The organism is Acinetobacter stercoris (assembly GCF_900323515.1).
In the GTDB taxonomy this organism is placed as follows: domain Bacteria; phylum Pseudomonadota; class Gammaproteobacteria; order Pseudomonadales; family Moraxellaceae; genus Acinetobacter; species Acinetobacter stercoris.
On record NZ_OOGT01000445.1, the window covers coordinates 1 to 747 of the forward strand.

Sequence of the window (747 nt, forward strand, 5' to 3'; positions counted from 1 at the left end):
GTAAAAAGGATAATATTGTATGAAGCATTACTCTGTTTTACACAAGTAAAAAGGATAATATTGTATGAAGCATTACTCTGTTTTACACAATATGGTATAGAAGCAACAACAATCGAAATGATTAAAAAAAAATCAAATATAAGTATTGGTTCTATCTACCACCATTTCCAAAATAAAGAGGGGATATTGGTTGCATTGGTTTTTGCTGCTGTTGATGATTTAAACTGTTATCGAGAAAAATATTTAATACAGGCTAAAAACTTTGAAGAAAGCATTATTGCCATAGTATTAAGTTACGTCGACTGGGTAAATGACCATCCTAATTTTGCAGAAATTATTCTGGCAGGAAAGTTTGATGTTTATCATAGTGGATACGGAGCAAAATTAGAGCAAAAAGAACTCGTTTATAAAACTAAGCTGATAAACTGGCTTTCAATGCCGCAAAATATTTCACATTTAGAACACATACCTGTTGAGCTGATTCCCTCACTTATTTTGGGAATAACAGAACATTATTGTCGGGCATGGCTTTTGGGGAGGGTTAAATATAATCCAATTTATTTTAGAAAAGAGCTAGCAGTTTTAGCGTTGCGTCTTCTGGAAACCTATAAATAAGACTTAGTCTAAAGCTGCCTGTGCCAATTTAATGCGCACAGGCAGCTTTTTATTTATTAATTAAAACTTAATTTTTAGAAGAATATTCTATGCTACAAAAAACATGCATATTTTGTTTATATTAAATAAAAA

The 747-nt window shown here is 31.1% G+C and carries 1 protein-coding gene; it reads left to right on the forward strand.

Going from position 1 to position 747, the window contains the following annotated elements:
- Positions 1 to 15: 15 nt before the first annotated feature.
- Positions 16 to 615, forward strand: a complete 600-nt coding sequence (locus KPC_RS20140; protein WP_171334572.1) for a TetR/AcrR family transcriptional regulator — start codon at positions 16 to 18, stop codon at positions 613 to 615.
- The last annotated feature ends 132 nt before the right edge of the window (positions 616 to 747 follow it).